General features: G+C 58.8%; 7 protein-coding genes. 5 read left to right on the top strand and 2 right to left on the bottom strand.

Going from position 1 to position 14844, the window contains the following annotated elements:
• Nucleotides 1-7 precede the first annotated feature (7 nt).
• Nucleotides 8-1750: a potassium/proton antiporter gene (locus tag DOCECA_RS20080; protein ID WP_420767093.1), complete on the bottom strand. Its 1743-nt coding sequence runs from the start codon at nucleotides 1748-1750 to the stop codon at nucleotides 8-10.
• Between the two features lie 356 nt (nucleotides 1751-2106).
• Here DOCECA_RS20080 and DOCECA_RS20075 point away from each other — a divergent pair, with 356 nt between their 5' ends.
• The 5 genes from DOCECA_RS20075 (at nucleotide 2107) to DOCECA_RS20055 (ending at nucleotide 14123) form a co-directional block, all read left to right on the top strand.
• Complete coding sequence (locus DOCECA_RS20075) at nucleotides 2107-3771, top strand: ShlB/FhaC/HecB family hemolysin secretion/activation protein (protein ID WP_445570978.1); 1665 nt, start codon at nucleotides 2107-2109, stop codon at nucleotides 3769-3771.
• 22 nt (nucleotides 3772-3793) lie between these two features.
• A complete protein-coding gene (locus DOCECA_RS20070; protein WP_445570977.1) occupies nucleotides 3794-12925 on the top strand; it encodes a hemagglutinin repeat-containing protein in 9132 nt (3043 codons plus the stop codon).
• The gene (locus tag DOCECA_RS20065) at nucleotides 12922-13296 is read left to right on the top strand and encodes a hypothetical protein (protein WP_445570976.1); all 375 of its coding nucleotides are present in this window, start codon (nucleotides 12922-12924) and stop codon (nucleotides 13294-13296) included. The genes DOCECA_RS20070 and DOCECA_RS20065 overlap by 4 nt, the downstream gene beginning before the upstream one ends.
• Nucleotides 13297-13482: 186 nt before the next feature.
• A complete protein-coding gene (locus DOCECA_RS20060) occupies nucleotides 13483-13755 on the top strand; it encodes a hypothetical protein (RefSeq protein WP_445570975.1) in 273 nt (90 codons plus the stop codon).
• Entirely contained in the window at nucleotides 13755-14123 is a 369-nt protein-coding gene (locus DOCECA_RS20055) for a hypothetical protein (RefSeq protein ID WP_445570974.1), read from the top strand. Before DOCECA_RS20060 ends, DOCECA_RS20055 begins: the two co-directional genes overlap by 1 nt.
• Before the next feature lie 71 nt (nucleotides 14124-14194).
• Here DOCECA_RS20055 and DOCECA_RS20050 read toward each other — a convergent pair whose 3' ends face one another.
• Nucleotides 14195-14758 (bottom strand): RNA 2'-phosphotransferase, encoded by a 564-nt coding sequence (locus DOCECA_RS20050; RefSeq protein WP_445570973.1) that lies wholly within the window; start codon nucleotides 14756-14758, stop codon nucleotides 14195-14197.
• Nucleotides 14759-14844: the final 86 nt, after the last annotated feature.

Here is a 14844-nt window from a genome sequence, read left to right as displayed (position 1 = left end):
GAGCAGTTTAGAGGAACAAGCCGGGACCCGGGCGACTTCCTTCGGGGAATCTGACGCCCACTTTGCCAATCTTGTTCCCGTCCATGGCCGCGACGGTCCACAGGGTGTTGTTCCAATCCACCTGGTCGCCAACCACGGGTGCACCGCCGACTTTCTGGGCAATGAAACGGCCCAGGGTCATGTCCGGATCGATGCCGTCCAGCTTCAACCCATACAGCGTGGCAACCGCGGCCAGCTGGGCGTCTCCTTCGAGTACGAAGTCGCCGAAGAAGCGCAAATCCAGGCCCCGTTGCGGTGCCTGGCTGAACAGTTTTCCAAGGGCTGGCAAATCATGTTCATGGCCGATCACGCAGAGCAAATCGTCCACTTCCAGCACCGTACTACCCGACGGATGGAGCAATTGCTGCCCCCGAAACAGGGCCGCGATGCGCGTTCCGTCGGGCATTTTCAAGTCCCGTAGAGGCGAACCGATGCACCACTTTTCCGCACCGAGGCGGTAGATAAACAGTTCCCACTCGCTCGTCACATGTACTTCCAGCGCCGCCCGGGAAATGGGCAGCGGTTCTGGCGGGACGGTCACGTGCAGCAGCTTGGCGACCCAGGGCAGGCTGGTGCCTTGTACCAGCAGTGACACCAGCACGATAAAGAACGCGAGGTTGAAATAGAGCTGCGCGTGAGGCAGGCCGGCCATCAGCGGGAACACCGCTAGGATGATCGGTACGGCGCCCCGCAGGCCGACCCAGGAAATGAAAGCCTTTTCGCGACCATGAAACGCCTTGAACGGCAACAGCCCGACCATGACCGACAGCGGGCGCGCGATCAGGATCATCCACAACGCCAGGCCCATGGCGGGTAAGGCGATGGGCAACAGGTCATGGGGCGTGACCAATAGCCCCAGCACGAGGAACATGCCGATCTGGGCGAGCCAGGCCATGCCGTCGAGCATGTGCAGGATGCCGTGGCGGCTGCGCACCGGGCGATTACCCAGCACGAGGCCGCACAAGTACACCGCCAGGAAGCCGCTGCCGTGCAGGGCGTTGGTCAGGGCGAACACCGCGAGGCCGCCGCTGATGACCAGGATCGGGTAGAGGCCGTTGGCCAGGTTGATGCGGTTGACCAGCTGCAGCATCAACCATCCGCCGCCCAGGCCGATCACCGCGCCGATGCCGAACTCGCGCACCAGATGCCCGAGCAGGCTCCAGTGCAGCCCGGTCTCACCGCTGGCAAGCATGCCGATCAGGGTCACGGTGAGGAACACCGCCATGGGGTCGTTGCTGCCGGACTCGATTTCCAGGGTGGCGCTGACCCGCTCGTTCAGGCCTTTGCCACCGAGCAACGAGAACACCGCAGCGGCGTCGGTAGAGCCAACAATCGCGCCGATCAGCAAGCCTTGGATCAGGTTCAGGTTGAACAACCACGCGGCGGCCATGCCGGTCAGCCCGGTGGTGATCAACACGCCCACAGTGGCCAGCGACAACGCCGGCCACAGTGCCACGCGAAAGCTCGAGACCCGCGTGCGCAACCCACCGTCCAGCAGGATCACCGCCAACGCGAGGTTGCCCACCAGATACGCCGTGGCGTAGTTATCGAAAAGAATACCGGCGCCGTCGACGCCGGCAAGCATGCCCACGGCGAGGATGATCACCAGGATCGGGATGCCCAGGCGCGACGAAAGAGAACTCACCAGAATGCTCGCACCCACCAGCAACGCGCCGATCAAGAACAGGCTGTTGATGGTCGTCGCGGTCAAAGGCAGTACTCCGGGAATCAAGGGACAGGCACAAACTGACCATGCAGTCTGCGTGCCAGCGATTCTAACCTGTTGAAATGTGATGCTGTCAAAAAAGGTTGGGGCATCTTCCTTTTAGCCTTTTACGTGCCAGCCCGTTTCGCAGGAGATTGTGTTTTAGACGCGTTATTTCGTTACTGGATATGGGAAATGTCTAATGACAAACGAACAGCCCCAACGGGCCAAGTCAATGTTGACTCCAGCGGGGCGGCTACTTAGTATCCGCCCGCTATTTTTGGACGCTACTTCTTGCTCGAGGGATCGAACATGTCTCCACCCGCCCATTGGGCGAGGTTGTGCCTGGCTTTGCTGTTGCTGTGCCTTTTTCTCCGCTTTCCCCTGTTTATGCCGCGCCAACCCCCGGCGACACGGACCTGATCCGCGAGCGTCAGAATCGCTTGCTCGAAGAGCAGCGTCGACGCCTCGAAGAACTCAAGGACCTGCCAGGCAAGGAAGCAAAGCCGGTCCAGCCGACAAAACCTGCCGACACCCGTTGTTTTCCCATCAAGACCATCGAGCTCAAGGGCGCCGACGCCTTGTCCGAGCGCGAGCGCCAACGCTTGCTTGCCCCCTACATCAATCAATGCCTGGGTGTGCCGCAGCTTAACGAGTTGCTCAAGACCATTACCGATGCGTACCTGGAAAAGGGCCTGGTCACGAGCCGTGCCTATTTGCCCCAACAGGACTTGTCCAGCGGTCACCTGCAAGTGCTGGTGGTCGAGGGGCGACTTGAGGGCCTGAAGGGCGCCGAGGACAGCGGGCTCTCCGAGCGGGAGCTGGCGATGAGCTTTCCCGGCAAGCCGGGCGATCTGCTCAATCTGCGGGACATCGAGCAAATGGTCGACCAACTGAACCGTTTGCCATCCAACCGTGTGGAGATGGAGTTGGCGCCAGGGCAGAACATCGGCGGCAGTGAAGTGCTGGTCAAGAACACCGCGCAGAAACCCTGGCGCGCCGGCCTGTCACGGCATAACGACGGGCAGAAGAGCACGGGCGAGCAGCAGTGGGGAGCCTCCCTGGACTGGGACAGTCCCTTGGGCCTGGCCGATCAGCTGGCCTTGCGCGGTGGCCACGATGCCATCAGCGATCGTCAGAAGACTTCGCGCAACGCCATGCTCTATTACAACCTGCCCTTTGGCTGGTGGAACCTGAGCTACACCTACAGCGAAAGCGAGTACCGCGCGCTGGGCCAGGCCAAGGGCTTCAACTTCAAGCAAAGCGGCGACAGCCAGAACCATCAGGTGCGCCTGGAGCGGGTGGTGCACCGTGACGCGGTGAGCAAGACCTCCCTGAACACGGGCCTCTCATACCTGCGCACCAACAACTTCATCGAAGACAGCAAGCTCGATGTGAGCAGCAATCGCATCAGCGAGGCGCAGTTCGGCATCAACCATGGACGACGGATCGGCAATGCCTTCGTCAACCTCGACCTGGGCATGCAAAACGGCATCGGTGCCCTCGATGCGCAAGGCGACCACGACCCTGGGCCTGGCGCGCCGGATGCACGCTATCGCAAATACACCGCCACCCTCAGCTACCTGCAAGCCTTCCAGATGTGGGGCGAATCCTTCAGCGTCAGCAGCCTGATGACTGGCCAGCGCAGCGAAGACGCGTTGTTCAGCCCGCAGCGCATGAGCCTCGGCGGGTTGTCTTCGATTCGCGGCTACAAGGACCAGACGCTGGCCGGCGACAGCGGCGGCTACTGGCGCAATGACCTGCGCTGGAGCCGTCCGGTGACGCTGCAATGGCTGCGTCCGGTATTCGCCGAATACGGCACCAGCCTCGGTTACGACCAGGGCGTCATTCGCGGGGATCGCTACAACGGCGATCAGCACGGACGTATGTCGAGCAATTCCCTGGAGTTGTTCGCCCGCGGTGAGAACCTCAGCGCCAGCATCACTTTCGCCCATTCCCTGGAACGTCCAGATGCCCTGACCGAGCGCGAAGCGCCGATCTACTTCCGCCTCGACGTATCCATTTAATTCGCTGCAACGAGACCCGATCATGGACGACCGCCAATACGCCTTCCTGGCCCGCCAGCCTTCTGCTGCCCTGAAAACCCGTGATGCGTTCTGGGGCATGCCCAAGCGCGGCCTGGCGTTCCTGTTGGCCAACGTTATGTTCTGGCAACCGCTGTGGGCCCAGGCCGACGGCATCGTCGTCAGCGCGCCGGGCACCAGTCTCGGCAAGGCGGGCAACGGCGTGCCCATCGTCAACATCGCCAAGCCCAACGGCAGCGGCCTGTCCCACAACAAATTCATCGACTACAACGTCGGCAGCAATGGCGTGATCCTCAACAACGCCACCAACCCCGCCCAACCCACGCAACTGGGCGGGATCATCCTCGGCAACCCGAACCTCAAGGGCACGGCGGCCAAAGTCATTCTCAACGAGGTCAACGGCGGCAACCCCAGCCAGTTGCGCGGCTACACCGAAGTGGCGGGACAGTCGGCCCACGTCATCGTCGCGAACCCGTATGGCATCACCTGTAACGGCTGCGGCTTCATCAATACGCCAAAAGCGACCCTGACCACGGGCAAGCCGATCATCGAAAACGGCCAGTTGAGCCGCTATCAAGTGGATCAGGGCAGCGTCGCCATTGAAGGCGCGGGCCTGAACGCGAACAACGTCGACCGTTTCGAAATCATCACCCGCAGCGCCAAGATCAACGCCGAGATCCAGGCGAAGAGTCTGACCATCGTTGCCGGGCGCAACGACGTCAACGCCGACACGTTGAGCGCCACCGCCCGCGCCGATGACGGCAGCGCCAAGCCGGAATTGGCCATCGACTCCTCGGCGCTGGGCGGCATGTACGCCGGCGCGATCAAACTGGTGGGCACCGAGGCCGGTGTCGGGGTGAAGCTGGACGGCAAGATGGTTGCCAGTGGCGGGGATATCCAGCTTGATGCGAATGGGCATTTGAGCCTGGCCGAGACGGCGGCTGCCGGAGCGGTCGATATCCAGGCCAAAAGCCTCGAAGCCCGGGAGCAGGTGTACGCCGGTACCCGGCTCGAAGTTAGAACCCAGGGTGACCTGACCAGCCGGAAAAACCTGGTGGCGCGCGACAGCATTCACCTGGACAGCGGCGGGACGCTGACCAACAACGGCATTGTCGAGGCCGGGGTCAACGCCGATAACAGCCGCAATACCGTGGGCGATGTCACGCTCAAGGCTAAACAACTGAGCAATGGCGGCAGCACCGTCATTGCCAGTCGTGACCTGGCTGTCACCACCAGCGCCGCGCTGAACAACCAGGGCGGTACGCTCAGTGGGCAGGGCAAGACCACGGTCGTCGCCGACGTTGTGGATAACCGCAACAAAGGCCGAATCCTCGGCAACACCGAGCTGCACCTGACGGCCAATCGGGCGCTGAACAGCCAGGGTGGACTGATCAATAGCCAAGGCATTCTGACCGCAAACCTGGGCCGGCTGGAAAACAGCGCCGGCGAGTTGTCCAGCCTGAACAGCGCGACCCTGGTCCTCGGCAGCCTGGACAACCTGACCGGCCTGGTCATGGCCGGCAACAACCTCGACATCACCAACACGGGGGCGATCAACAACCAGGGCGGCGAGCTTTCCAGCCAAGGTGTCATGAGCGTGCGCACCGGCAGCTTGGACAACCGCAACAAGGGCACCGTCGCCGCCAATGGCAACCTGTTGATCCGAGCGGCAAGCAAGGTCGACAACGCCAACGCGGGCCTGATCGCCAGCCGTGCCGCCGGTGTCGAACTCCATGCCGGCAACCTGGATAACGCCAAGGGCGCGCTGCAAGGCAACGGCCTGACGATCGTGGACGTCACGGGCGATATCGATAACCAGGGCGGCAGCATCATCGCCCAGGAAGCCAACCTGAGTATCTTCGCGACGAATCTGGACAACCGTGGCGGCGTGCTCGCCAGCGTCAAGGCCACGCTGGAGGCACGAGCGACCGGCGTACTTAGGAACGGTTATGACCTGAATCGCCAAGGCGGCACGATTCAGGCCCAAGGGCTCAATCTCCAAGCCGTGGCCGGATTGTTCAACGATGGCGGACGCATCGCCGCGCAAGCGGGCGATGTCGTGATCAACAATGCCGGTGCGGATATCGATAACCGTAACGGCGGTATTTACGCCACCGGCAAGGTCCAGGTCATCGGTCGAGATCTGGACAACAGCAACGGCGGGCAAGTCAGCGCCAGTCTCATCGACTTTGACCTTTCGGGGGCACTGAACAACAACGCAGGCATCATCGAAAGCCAGGACAGCCTGGACATCCTCGCCGCCAGCCTGAGCAACCAGCAAGGCCAACTGCGTACCCTGGGCAAGAACAGCACCACCACGTTCAACGTTGCAGGCCTGTTCGACAACATCGACGGCACCCTGGAAACCGCCAGCCAGGACGTGGGCCTGAAAACCGGCAGCATTCAGAACGTGGGTGGCAAGCTGTTGCACACGGGCCTGGGTTTGTTCGGTATCAGCCAGGCCAACCTGGGGCAGGCCGGTGGCCGCCTGGTGACCTACGGCAACTTGAACGTGAAGGCGGACCGCTGGACCAACACCACAGCGATCCAGGCCGGGCACCTGGTGATCGACGTCGACCAGTTGACCCAGACCGCTACGGGCCAGTTGCTCAGCACTGATGGAATGGTGGGGCGTGGCAACAATTGGCGCGTTGACGGCCTGATCGGCAGCGACGGGGCGATCGACCTGCAACTGACCGGCGCCTATGCAGGCAACGGTCGCTTGAGCAGTCTCGGTACCCTGGGCCTCAAGGCGGCACTGATCAATCTGGAGCAAAACGGCAGTATCGCTGGCGGTGGCAACACAACCGTCGTGGTCGATGGCATCCTCAACAGCTACGGTCGGCTGACCTCGGCGGCGGACCTGAGCGTCACGGCCGCCACGCTCAACAACTACGGCACGCTGGGCAGTGCCGGTGCGCTTGGCGTATCGACCGGCGACCTGCTCAACGAACACGGATTGATCTTCAGCGGCGGCAACACCAGCCTGCGCGTCAATAGCCTGACCAACCGCTATGCCGATATCTATAGCCTGGGTGATCTGAGCATCGATCGCGACGGCCTCGGCACCCGTGCCAGCCGCATTCTCAACAGCTCTGGCACGCTGCAGAGCGACGGCAACATGCGCCTGGCGGCCAGCACCATCGACAATGTCCGCGAGGTCTTGGCCATCAATGACGCAGGCATCTACACCGCCTCGATCAGGGAAGTGGCCTGCATCCCAGGTGATTGCGACGGCCCCAAGCAAAACCACGTCTGGCAGATCATCCAGCGCGACAAGTTCGAAGTCACCGCGGCCAGCGCCGCCTCCAGCATCACCACCGGCGGCAACCTGAATATCCAGGGCGACACTCTGACCAACCGGAGCAGCAGCATCGGCGTCGGCGGCGCATTGACCGCCAATCTCGTCAGCCTGGACAACATCGGCATCGAGACTGGCGAGATCGAAACCTCGCGCACCTTCAGGTCCCAACGCACGCGCCGCCCGGGTAGCTGGCGCGCAGACGCCAATGACTTCACCAACAAATACTGGTTGCAGAGCCCAGGCTACAACGCCAATGACCTGAGCGGTCTTGAAGCGGCGATGAGCCATTTTATAGGCAGAACCGAACGTGAGCTGACGCAGTTCCGTACTCATACAACCACCACCGACAGCCAAACCTATGCCGCGATTATCCAGGCCGGTGGCGCCATCGACATTCCTACCCAAGGCGACCTCAACAGCGGCGTCGTGCGTGGCGGCTACAACTACGTCGGCGCCGGCCCGCGTACCGACACCGAGGCCGACAACGCCTTCTCGACCCGCATCAGCGTCAATCGGCAACTCCCGCCGAGCCTGACCCAGCAACAGGTCGATCCACTGGCCCTGCCGGGCTTCGACTTGCCCACCGGGCAAAACGGCCTGTTCCGCATGAGCGGCGACGGCTCGACCACGCCAACCCAAGGTGCGGGGCTGACGCAAGTGCGTGGCCTGCCGGACCGCTCGTGCCAGGCCAACCCGCAAAAATACCTGATCGAGACCAACCCGGCGCTGACCGACATGCGCCGCTTCATGAGCTCGGATTACCTGCTGTCGAATCTGGGCTACGACCCGGACACCGCCGCCAAGCGTCTGGGCGATGGTTTCTACGAGCAACGCCTGATCCAGCAAGCCGTGATCGCCCGAACCGGCCAGCGCTTCCTCGACGGCCAGACCTCCGACGACGGCATGTTCAAGTACCTGATGAACAACGCCATCGCCAGCAAGGACAGTCTGAACCTGTCCCTGGGCGTCAGCCTGACCGCCGAACAGGTTGCGGCCCTGACCCATGACATCGTCTGGATGGAAACTCGGACGGTGAATAACGAGCAGGTGCTGGTGCCGGTGCTGTATCTGGCCCAGGCGAACCATCGTCTGGCGCCGAATGGTGCGCTGATTCAGGGCTCAGACGTCAGCCTGATTGCGGGTAAGAACCTGAACAATGCGGGCACCTTGCGAGCGTCCAGCAACCTGAGGGCGACGGCGGGCGACAGCTTGGTCAACAGTGGGTTGATGGAAGCGGGTGGTCGGCTGGATGCGTTGGCGAGTAAGGATCTTACTAACCGGGCTGGCGGGGTTATCGCCGGGCGTGACGTGAGTGTTGTTGCCGTTGCCGGTGATTTGACCAATGAACGCACCATCACCCGGCATGCCAGCAGCACGGGCTACAAGACCGAGCAACGTGACTTTGCCGACAGCGGGGCGCGGATCGAGGCGAGTCATGACCTGAGCGCGGGCGCTGGGCGGGATATCGCCAATGTTGGTGGTGTGCTCAAGAGTGGTAACGACACCACATTGCGCGCAGCCCGAAATATGAACATCACCTCTGCCGAGCAGGTGGAAAGCAATACGATGGGGAGCAGGCACCGGGACCAAACCATCACCCAAAATGGTTCCAGCGTTACCTCAGGCCGGGAATTGCAGGTGACGGCCGGGCAGGATCTGCGCGTCGTCGCCAGCAACGTCATCGCCCAAAGCGCCCTGGCGCTGGGTGCAGGGCGTGATATCGCCATCGCGTCTGCCGCGAACGAAAGCCATCGTTCGTCCCAGAGCAAGAAAGTCAAAAGCAGCGGCGATCTGGTTCGCCAGCAGTCGTCAATCATCCAGTCGGGTGGTGATCTCCGCGCCCAGGCGGGGCAAGACCTGAGCCTGGTTGCCAGCCAACTGAAAGCGACCGGGAATGTTGGACTCGACGCTACGCGGGACATCAGCCTGTTGTCCGCAAAGGACGAAGCCGCAGAGTTCTATTCGAAGAAAAGCAAAGGCTCGTTTGGCCGCAAAAAAAGCGAACAAAGGGAAAGCTACCACAGCACCAACGTTGAGTCAGTGGTGGAGGCGGGGCAAGACCTGACGGTCAACACCAGCCAAGCGGCCAGTGGCGGTGTCACGTTGGATGGCGGTCGCAACGTTACGGTGATCGGCAGCCAGTTGAACGCCGGCAATGACCTCATAATGGGGGCCACCGGTGATGTTGCAGTGCTCTCGGGGATCGAAGAACACGGGTCCTACAGCAAGAAAACCAAATCGGGTTTCCTCGGCTTGTCCAAGAGCGGCAAAAGCGAGCTGAAAACCACGGCCTCCCAAGTGGCCAGCAAGCTGGAAGCAGGCAACGATGTGGTGCTGGTCGCCGGCAACGACTTGCGTTTGCGCGCCAGCGAAACCACTGCCGGTAATGACGTAGAACTGCGTGCGGGCCTGGTCAAGGACAGCGCCGATATCAACCTCGTCGCGGCCAATGACGCCGCTTACAGCCACAGCGAGCAGTACAAGAAGAAAACCGGACTCTCGGTCTCGGGGGGCTTCCTGTCGTTCGCCTCGGCCAAGGAGTCGGGCCGGATCGCGCAACGCAGTACCAGCGTCGGCAGCCAAGTGACGGCTGATCGTGATGCGACCTTGCAGGCTGAGCGCGATATCAATCTTGTGGGCAGCGGGATCGAGGCTGGGCGTAATGTCAGCCTGAATGCCGGGCGTGATGTGAATGTCCTGGCGGCGCAGAACAGCCGTTCCGAGCGGGATTGGGAGAAGAAAAAGCAGGCTGGGATCGGTGTTTCTTCGGATGCTAATGGCATCAGTTTTTTTGCGGGTTCCGATAGCGTCAAGGAAAAGAATCGCCTGGAGCAGCAAACCGCTGCCGCAAGCCAAATCAGCGCAGGGCAAGACCTTGCCGTCAACGCTCAGCGCGATATCAACCAGACCGGTTCCGATCTGCGTGCCACCCGTGACATCGGCTTCACGGCAGGACGCAATATCAACATTGATGCGGCGCGTGAAACCCTACTGACCGAGCAGGAACGTGAAGCCAGCCGTAGTGGGCTCGGCATTTCGTTCAATCATAACTACGGCAACACCAAGAATGCGGTCAGCGGCGCAGGGAAAGGCGAGAACGGCGTCAGCAAGGCGTCCAGCACCCTTAAAGGTGTTGATGCCGTTGCCCAATTCGTCAACGGACCGACCGTCGACGTCAAGTTCGGCAACAGCACGCAAACCAGTAACCAGCAGGTCATTGAGCAGACCAATCGCGCGTCGACGTTCGATGCGGGCAACGACCTGAATCTCGACGCCGGTAACGACGTCACGGTCAAAGGTGGTCAGCTAAAGGCCGGGCGGGATATCAATGTCAAAGGTCGCGACGTCACGCTGGATGTGGCGAAAGGAAGTGTCAGCCAGGAAAGCACTTATCGCCAAAGCTGGAGCGGGATTCATGGTGGCACCAGTGGTGGCTTCAAGCTAGGCGTCGGTGGCAGCTACGGCGTTGCCACCGAGGACGGGGTCTACGGCAGTTCGACTGGCACCCAGGTGGACGCTGGCAGGGATTTCAACGTGGACGCCCGCCGCGACATCAACTTGGTAGGCACTCAAGTCAAGGCTGGGCGAGATATTGCGCTCGATGCAGGTAATGAGCTGAACATCCGGTCGGCGCAAAACGCCAGCGACAGTGAGAGCAATCGACACAACGGTGGTGGCGAGGCGGGCCTGACGTTCGGTTCCCAAGGCGTAGGTGTCTACGTCAGCGTGAACATCGGCAAGGGCAATCTCGATCGCGAAGGTAACCGCCAGCAAGAAGCCTACCTCTACGCGGGCAACCGCCTGGGCTTCACCAGTGGCAAAGACACCAACATCAGTGGTGCCACCCTGCGCGGCGACGAGGTCGTTGGCCGTGTCGGCGGTGATCTGAACATCTCCTCGGCGCCTGACACCGGCGAAGTCAAAGGCAAAGAGTTCGACCTCAGCGTCACAGCGACCTTTGGTCCAGGGGCCGGCGTCAGCGGCTCTGTGGGGTATGGACAGACAACCGGTGAGACAAATTGGGTCGAGCAGCAGACCAGCATCACCGGCAAAAACAAGGTCGACATCCGCACCGAGGATCACACCCAGCTGGACGGTGCTTTGATCGCTGCCGATAACGGCAACCTCAAACTGGATACCGGGACCCTGGGCTTCAGCGACATCGCCGGCAAGGACAAGGAACACGGTTATTACCTGAACGTCGGTGGCAGCTATTACCAGAGCGGCGGCGGCGCCCAGGACAGCAGTCAGGTCGGTAAAGGCGAGAAGGATAAGAACGGCTGGAGCATCAGCGGTTGGGAGTATGAGAAGGATCGTCAGCAGACCGTCCGCGCCACCGTTGGGGCTGGCGAAGTTGTGGTGCGCAATGATTCTAAAACCGGGGTTGATTCGACAGTTGGGCTCAATCGGGATGTGAGCAAGGCCTACGAAATTACCAGGGATGATGAGTCTCGGACCGACTTGTACGTCACCAAATCCTCGGTGGACGCGGTGATGGATACCTCTGGGACGGTGCAGGCTTGGAAGAACAGCATCAAAAGCTATCCCGATAGCAGCGTGAAAGCCTATGAGGATGCTCTCAAGCTGGTCAATGGGCCGGTGGAGGCCACCAAGCAGATCTGGACCAACATCCAGGCTCAGCGGGTTTCAATTGATGAGGTGCCTGCTTCCGCTAGGGCTGCGTTGGGGGATGAGGTTGCGCTGAATGTTGCGAAGAACCTGGTTCGCAATGATAAGGACGCAGGTGCTATCAAGGATCTGAAGCCTGAGGATGTAGCCGCTATCCAAAGCTTCGCGAAGAGATTTGCAGACTTCGCCAAGCTGCAAGAAAGCTGCGATGCCAAGGGGGGGTGTGCATCAAATGATTCGCAGAAAAAGCCTCTCACTCGGGCTTGGTACACGGATACCGATGGCACCCTAAAGTGGAGGATGGTCGAAGACGTACGGGTGGATACGCCGGGTAGAAAGCTGCTGCAAGAAACCGCGCGATTGCAGACGTACTTGGACGGTCTCCCAGTAGCGCAAGCGCAGCTCTTGGGTCTGGGGATCCAGGCAGTTATGGGACCCGCCAAAATGGCGGTCGGTCTCGCCGGGAACGTGGTGGTCGACAAGCTGTTTGGCGACAAAATCGCTGCGGCAAAAGATTCAATATCGAAATCGATTGCAAGCGAACTCAGTGACAAAGATAAGGCTGATCTGGAGATTAGCGATAATCTCTTCAAGATTCGCCACGAGCAGGGCCGGGATAAACAGTCTGGAGATGTGTACGTTCGTGGCGCAACGACGCTGCTGAATATCGCCTTGGGGACTGTCGGGAATGCTGCGGGATCTGCGGCGGGTAAGGTCGTCGGGATTGTAGGTAAGGGGCCTTCAGATGGTATAACGAAGGGGGCTGATGGGCCGGGGCTTGGTCGGGGAGATCCTGATTGGGATAAGAAATTTGGGGAGAATCCGCCGAAGGGGTGGCTGGAAACAGGGGGTGCAAAAGCGACTGTAAATGTGAGGTCGGCTAGTTTTGCTGATGAAGCAAAGCTGATTGGTCACTTTGAAAAACACGGTGCTGAATTTGGGGTAAAGTCGTCTATCGAATATTTGCAGGTGGGCAAGGGCATTATGCAAGGCGGGGATAAGGTTCAGTATCTGTACAAGGGCGAAATGCGAACTGGCTACGTGCAGTTCATGGGTAATTCGTCCAGTGGAGATGCGAAGTATGGATTTGTAGGAACTAATTCTGATGGTGCCATCACTACAATCCATGTGGAAAGTGGTAAGAGTTTTTGGAAGATGTTGAATGGTGACCCTAAAGATAAAACTATAAGGCCTGTACCATGATTTATTCAGTGCTTGTTGATGGCATCAATCCTGAAATAGAAGAGGAAGTCTCGATTGTTGTATGTGGTCAGCGGCTTACCTGCTTTGCAAGCTATCTTCCCTATCAGCTTGAGATAGGGCGAGTGTATCGGGCAGAATTGTTGCCCATGGTTTTTGGTGAGTATATTGTTCAAGAGAATTCTCATGTCACACCCTCAGTCCTTAGGGAAGGTCCAGGCTATTCATACAGAATTATCGGCGAGTTGAGGGGTGGTTGTTTGTGCTGTAGTGGGTTGACCTTCTGTGATGAGATTTTTCTGGCGGATTTTGGTTTTCTTGAGGGGAAGCTGATTTCATGGCGGGTCGATAGGTTAGACATTTCGTTTGTCTGAGTTTCCTTTGGGGCAAAAGGAACAGTAGATATAGGCAAGGGAGTTACAGGCCGTACTCAGTTAGACCCTACAGAAATTTCTTTCTCCCAAGCGACTGTTGCGTATCAAAAGAAAAACTCCACTCTAAATTACGATGGCCTTGTTCGGTCTATGAAAAAGAATGGATGGCAAGGAGAGCCTGTCAGGATGCCTGATGGCGCACCAACAAGTGTTGATAACAATCGCATACTTGCCGCGCGCGAGGCGGGGATTAAAGTTGAAGCGAATGTCAGGAATTATAATGACCCAATATCAGACGATCAGGCTCGTAGATTTATACTGAATGGTCAGGTTCCTAAGACTTGGGGAGAGGCTGTGGAGTTTCGGGTGAGGAAACAAGGCCAGATGCCTGGGGTGGATAAAAGCTGGGCAGAGAAGTTTCCGAGTGGATCTATTTATGATCCTGAGGTTAGGATGTGATGAAGATGCAGGAGAGGTTTTGTACTTATTCTGTCGATCAATTGCCTGCTGGCTTTAAATATCCCAGTAGATATTTGGACTTTGCCAAATCTATTGGTCTGCCTAAAGATTTTTCCTGGTGGTTTGACGATGCGAGCACGGAAGGCGGTCAGTTGTCGTGGAAATTGCGGGGGAGTTATGGTGAGTGGGTGGGTTTAGAAGGAAGAAATCTAATACCCTTTGCTCAGCTAAATGATGATGCTGCTTTTTTTGATGGTGATGATTTAAGTGGCGATCCCAAGGTTGTCGTTATTGATCTAGGTAACAAAGAGCGAGTTTATGAGCTGCCGAGCTTTGAGGCTTGGCTCCACGATGTTCTCCAGGGCTGATTTTGAAAAGGCGTGTATTTTTGTTTAGGAATGGTCTGAAATAGCCGGATATTTTCCGACTATTTGAGCCGTCAGTCAGCTTGCAGACCATATTCGTACAAGAATTTTTCTGGCACATGACTAGTTAACCAAACCCCATTCTCAGCCTGAAAGAACTTGAAGCCCTGTTGGTGCATCCGCAGGGCCTCAATCTTTAGTACTACAGGCTTTCCATAGCGCTGCCCGACAGCAATAGCCGTTGGTATGTCTTGCGACAGGTGTACATGGTGGCGAGCGCCTGCGATCAACCCTTGCTGCCGGATCGACTCCAGGAAACGTGTGGCGGTGCCGTGGTAGAGAAACTCTGGTGGCTCTTTCTCTACGTGCTGAAGGCTCATGTTGGCAGTTGAGTGGCCCTGTACGGCGCGAATGCGCAGGCCATCAACCGAGAGACTGAAGCGCTTTTTATCGCTGCTGCTGACGACTGCTTGAATAAGGGCAATATCCAATGTCCGCCCGTCTTTAGCCGCGCCTGCGATCAATGCATCAATATCTGCCCAGCCTTCGTTATTTAGGTGCAAGCCGATAGCTTGTGGCTCATGCCTGAGAATATAACTAAGAAACTTGCTGGTTTCGTTGAGTTGCTTGGTATCCATGTTTTCCATAGTTCCTGATTTATATCTTTCGGAAATTTACCAACTGCTCACCACCTTGCCATAGTCTGTAGCCCGTTTTTTCTCAG

The sequence above is a fragment of the Pseudomonas sp. E102 genome (genome assembly GCF_052660185.1).
The sequence above is the reverse complement of the archived record's forward strand: the minus strand, read 5'-3'. Positions and strand labels throughout refer to the sequence as shown.

Bases quoted from the DNA above. Each gene is read 5' to 3' on its own strand.
- DOCECA_RS20070 (WP_445570977.1), top strand. From the start codon at position 3,794: ATGGACGACCGCCAATACGCCTTCCTGGCCCGCCAGCCTTCTGCTGCC.
- DOCECA_RS20065 (WP_445570976.1), top strand. From the start codon at position 12,922: ATGATTTATTCAGTGCTTGTTGATGGCATCAATCCTGAAATAGAAGAG.
- DOCECA_RS20060 (WP_445570975.1), top strand. From the start codon at position 13,483: ATGCCTGATGGCGCACCAACAAGTGTTGATAACAATCGCATACTTGCC.
- DOCECA_RS20055 (WP_445570974.1), top strand. From the start codon at position 13,755: ATGAAGATGCAGGAGAGGTTTTGTACTTATTCTGTCGATCAATTGCCT.
- DOCECA_RS20050 (WP_445570973.1), bottom strand. From the start codon at position 14,758: ATGGATACCAAGCAACTCAACGAAACCAGCAAGTTTCTTAGTTATATT.